We start from the raw sequence: 4,116 nt of genomic DNA, 5'->3' as shown, positions 1-4,116 counted from the left end.
GCTATGATATTCTGTAGGCGGTCGGGTGGGGGAGCGGGCCGGTGCCGTCTCTCGCCATGAGGCGAGCAAATCAGACTCCGCGCTGCTCCAGATCGAGCAGGTATTTCTTCCCGTCCAATCCGCCCGCAAACCCGGTCAGCGATCCGTCGCTGCCCACCACGCGGTGGCAGGGCGCGATGATCGAGATCGGGTTCTTGCCGTTCGCAGCACCCACCGCGCGGTATGCGGTCGGGCGTCCGACCTGCTGCGCGATCTGCGCATAACTGCGCGTTTCGCCCGCGGGAATCGTCAGCAACGCCGCCCACACGCTTTTCTGGAAATCGGTGCCGCGAAAATCGAGCGGCAGGTCGAACCGCGTACGCGTGCCGGCGAAATACTCGCCGAGCTGGTGCGCGGTCTCGACCAGCACCGGGTGCTCGCGATCCTCGGTCATGTCGCCCAGCCGCACGCGATCCTCGTGGTCGTTCTCCCACAGGATCGCGGCGAGCCCTTTATCGCTCGCGACCAGCTTGAGCGCGCCGACCGGTGAGGGGAAAATGGTGTATGCAAAGCTCATCGAACGATCCCTAATTGCCTGAACCAGGCTTCTAGGCGCACCGCCAACCGCGAGCTTCCCGCCGCTTGCGGTCAATCCGCTCAGCGGCCCAGCCCCATCCGCTGCAATTCGCGATTGCCCTCGACCTGGTGCTTCAACGCGCCCGCGATGTGGAGGAGAACCAATGCGTAGACCAGCCATGCGATCAACCCATGCGCCGCGCCGAATGTGTCGTGGACCCATAGCTTGCTGCCGGGCGGCAAGTTCATGATGAAGCTAAGGCGCGGCCATTCGAACGTGCCGAAATAATGGTTGGGATGGATCGCCGCGTCCTTGTACGCCGAATCCATCACCCAGCCGGTGACCGGCATCGCGAAGATGACGAGATACAGTCCCCAATGGACGATGTGCGACGCGGTCCGTTCCCACGGTTTGTAGCTCAGCGGATAGGCCGGCGGCGTGTGACCGATGCGCCAGAGCAGCCGGAGCAACGCGAGCGCCAGGATCGTGATGCCGATCGATTTGTGCGTGTCGATCATCGGCCGGACATAGGGCGCGAGCGCATCGTGGCTGTCGCCCAACGGCCAGACCCATGCCAGCGCGATATTGGCGATCACCCCCAGCGCCACCAGCCAGTGCAGCCAGATCGCGATCTTCGTATAGCGTTGCGGCTCCACCGACGTCCCTTTCGTCATCCTGGGTTCAGGCTAGTCCGCCCACGAAGCGGGCGCTAGTAGGCGTATCCCCCCACCGAGTTTTCCGATGCTGCAACGCACGGCGGCCGATGCGCTCGCCCAGACCTTCGCGATCCTGTCGCCCCGCCTCAACCCGCGCCGCGTGCATTTCGCGAGCCGGGCGATCACCTCGCTCGTTTACACCGCACTCGTCGCGCTGGTGGCGATGGCGTTCCTGCGCCAGGGCATTTTGGTGTGGTCGGTCGGGGTCGCGTACATCCTCTACGACACCGCGCTGCTGATCTTCACCGCGATCGAGATCTGGCCGTTGCGCCATGGGACGAGGGTGCAGGTCACCGATGCCCCGCAGCCAAGCCTCGCCGTCATCGTCGCCGCGCGCAACGAAGCGGCGGTGCTCGACGTGACGATCGACCGGCTGGCGCATCAGGACGGTGCGCCTGACCTGATCCTGATCGCCGATGATGGATCGGACGATGCCACCGCGGCGACGTTGGCGCGTTACGGACTGGAGCAACCCGAAGTCGGCGCGATAAGCGGCCCCGCGCGCGACTTGCCGAGCTTGCGCTGGCTGCGGCTCCCGCACGGCGGCAAGGCGCGCGCGCTCAACGCCGCGATCCTCCACGTCGACGAGGAAATCGTCATCACCGTCGATGCCGATACCTTGTTGGAGCCTGGCGCGATCGCTGCGATGCGCGCCGCCTTCGCCGCCGAGCCCGAATTGGTCGCCGCGACCGGGGTGATCCGCCCGATGTGCGGGCCGAGCTTGTCGGGTCGGCTGTTCGAATGGTTCCAGACCTACGAGTACGTGCGCAACTTCCTGTCGCGCCACGCCTGGGAGCAGCTCAACGGGCTGTTGCTCGTATCGGGCGCGTTCGCCGCGTTTCGGACGAAGGCAGTAGTTGAGGTCGGCGGGTTCGACCCCGATTGCCTGGTCGAGGATTACGAGTTGATCCACCGCCTCCACCGCTTCGCGCACGACAGCGGGCGGGATTGGCGCGTGCGCGTGATCGGCGGCGCGCTGGCGAGCACCGACGCGCCGGCGACGCTCCCCGCGTTCCTGCGCCAGCGTCGCCGCTGGTTCGGCGGGTTCCTGCAGACGCAGCACTGGAACCGCGACATGGTGGGCAATGGCCGGTTCGGAAAGCTTGGCACCGCGATGCTGCCGGTGAAAGCCGCCGACACCGTCCAGCCGATCTTCGGGCTGGCCGCGTTTGTCATCCTGCTCGTCGTGCTGTTCAGCGGACGGTTCCATATCGTGCTGCCGATCCTGATCATCATGGGGGTCAAGATCGCGATCGACCTGACCTTCCATCTCGCCTCGCTGAGCCTGTACTCGCGCTGGACGGGGCAAACCAAGGGTTTGCGGCTGGGGCCGGCGCTGGCCGCGGCGTTGCTCGAACCGTTCAGCTTCCAGCTATTCCGCCACTGGGGCGCGATCCTGGGGTGGAAGGCGTTCCTGACGGGGCGGGAGACATGGGCGCGGCAGAGCCGGACGGCGATCGCCGAGGTGAAGCGGGAGGGGTGACGCTCAATCCTCCCCCGCCAGGGGGAGGTGGCGCCGAAGGCGACGGAGGGGGCGGAAGCGAGACGATGGTTAGTCGCGGACCTCCCCCTCCGTCAGCTACGCTGACACCTCCCCCTGGCGGGGGAGGATTACTGGACCAAAAACGGCGCCGCTATTTCCGGGCGCACGCGCATCAGCCTGCCCGTCGCGCGGTCGATCAGCGCCCAGGTGGTCACCGCCTGAACCTTCACCTTGCCGTCGGCGCCGGTGAATTTCACGTGCCGGTCGAACCGCGCACCCGCCGGTTGATCGCTCACCCACGTCTCGGCGGTCACCGTCTCGCCCGCCGATACGTTGCCGCGGTAATCGATTTCGTGGCGCGTCACGACCCAGATCATCGCGTCACGCTGCTCGGGGCTGGCGATGCTGTTCCAGTGCGCGACCGCGATGTCCTGAATCCACTTCACCCACACCGCATTGTTGACGTGGCCGAGCTCGTCGATGTCGGCCTCGGTCGCGGTGATGGGATAGCTCAGCCCAGCCACTATACCGTCACCCCCGCGAAAGCGGGGGCCCAGCTTCTGCCGGCGCAACCCAGACTGCCGTATCGTTTATCTAAAGTGCGGGAGCTGGGTCCCCGCTTTCGCGGGGATGAAGATCGGGGAGAAATCACCCCTCCACGCCCAGCTGCCACAGCACGAAGGCGTGCTCCTCGGCGCCCTCGTACAGGCTGTCGAACCGCCCCGATTTGCCGCCGTGTCCCGCGCCCATGTTGGTCTTGAGCAGCAGGATGTTGTCGTCGGTCTTGGTCGCGCGGAGCTTGGCGGCCCATTTTGCCGGCTCCCAATAGGTCACGCGCGGGTCGTTGAGGCCGCCCGAGATGAACATCGGCGGGTAAGCCTGCGCGGTGACGTTATCGTACGGCGAATAGCCTCGGATCAGGTCGAACGCGGCCTTGTCCTCGATCGGATTGCCCCATTCGGGCCATTCGCCCGGCGTCAGCGGCAGGCTTTCGTCGAGCATCGTGTTGAGCACATCGACGAACGGCACGTCGGCGATCACCGCGCCCCATAGTTCGGGGTCCGAATTGACCACCGCGCCCATCAGTTCGCCGCCGGCGGAACGCCCTGCGATCGCGATCCTGCCGGCGCTGGTCCAGCCGTCGGCAACCAGCGCCTTCGCCACGTCGACGAAGTCGTTGAAGGTGTTCTCGCGCTTTTCGAGCTTGCCGTCGTGATACCATTGCTGGCCGAGGTCGTCGCCGCCGCGGATGTGCGCGATGGCGTAAGCGAAGCCGCGGTCGAGCAATGATAGTCGCCCGGTCGAGAAGCTTGGCGGGATGGCGTAGCCGTACGCGCCGTATGCATAGAGGAACAGCGGGC

General features: G+C 66.0%; 5 protein-coding genes. 1 reads left to right on the top strand and 4 read right to left on the bottom strand.

Features of this window, described 5'->3' with window-relative positions; translation table 11 throughout:
* Positions 1-70: 70 nt before the first annotated feature.
* On the bottom strand, positions 71-556 hold the full coding sequence (locus JWM94_RS14785) for a methylated-DNA--[protein]-cysteine S-methyltransferase (RefSeq protein ID WP_299428729.1): 486 nt from the start codon (positions 554-556) through the stop codon (positions 71-73).
* Between the two features lie 80 nt (positions 557-636).
* Positions 637-1,230 (bottom strand): cytochrome b, encoded by a 594-nt coding sequence (locus tag JWM94_RS14780; RefSeq protein WP_299428726.1) that lies wholly within the window; start codon positions 1,228-1,230, stop codon positions 637-639.
* Between the two features lie 67 nt (positions 1,231-1,297).
* On the opposite strand from JWM94_RS14780, the gene JWM94_RS14775 reads away from it, so the two are divergent.
* Positions 1,298-2,755: a glycosyltransferase family 2 protein gene (locus JWM94_RS14775; RefSeq protein ID WP_299428723.1), complete on the top strand. Its 1,458-nt coding sequence runs from the start codon at positions 1,298-1,300 to the stop codon at positions 2,753-2,755.
* Positions 2,756-2,883: 128 nt separating this feature from the next.
* Here JWM94_RS14775 and JWM94_RS14770 read toward each other — a convergent pair whose 3' ends face one another.
* Positions 2,884-3,279 carry a thioesterase family protein gene (locus JWM94_RS14770; RefSeq protein WP_299428720.1) on the bottom strand — a complete coding sequence of 132 codons (396 nt, stop codon included), beginning with the start codon at positions 3,277-3,279 and terminating at the stop codon, positions 2,884-2,886.
* Positions 3,280-3,403: 124 nt separating this feature from the next.
* On the bottom strand, positions 3,404-4,116 hold a 713-nt coding region (locus JWM94_RS14765; protein ID WP_299428716.1), incomplete at its 5' end, for a prolyl oligopeptidase family serine peptidase.

Source organism: Sphingomonas bacterium (assembly GCF_028289855.1).
Lineage (GTDB): Bacteria > Pseudomonadota > Alphaproteobacteria > Sphingomonadales > Sphingomonadaceae > Sphingomonas.
Note: the sequence above shows the minus strand (reverse complement) of the source record. Positions and strands in the feature narration are given on the sequence as shown.

Coding starts and splice junctions, on each gene's coding strand:
- JWM94_RS14785 (WP_299428729.1), bottom strand. CDS start 556: ATGAGCTTTGCATACACCATTTTCCCCTCACCGGTCGGCGCGCTCAAG.
- JWM94_RS14775 (WP_299428723.1), top strand. CDS start 1,298: ATGCTGCAACGCACGGCGGCCGATGCGCTCGCCCAGACCTTCGCGATC.
- JWM94_RS14780 (WP_299428726.1), bottom strand. CDS start 1,230: ATGACGAAAGGGACGTCGGTGGAGCCGCAACGCTATACGAAGATCGCG.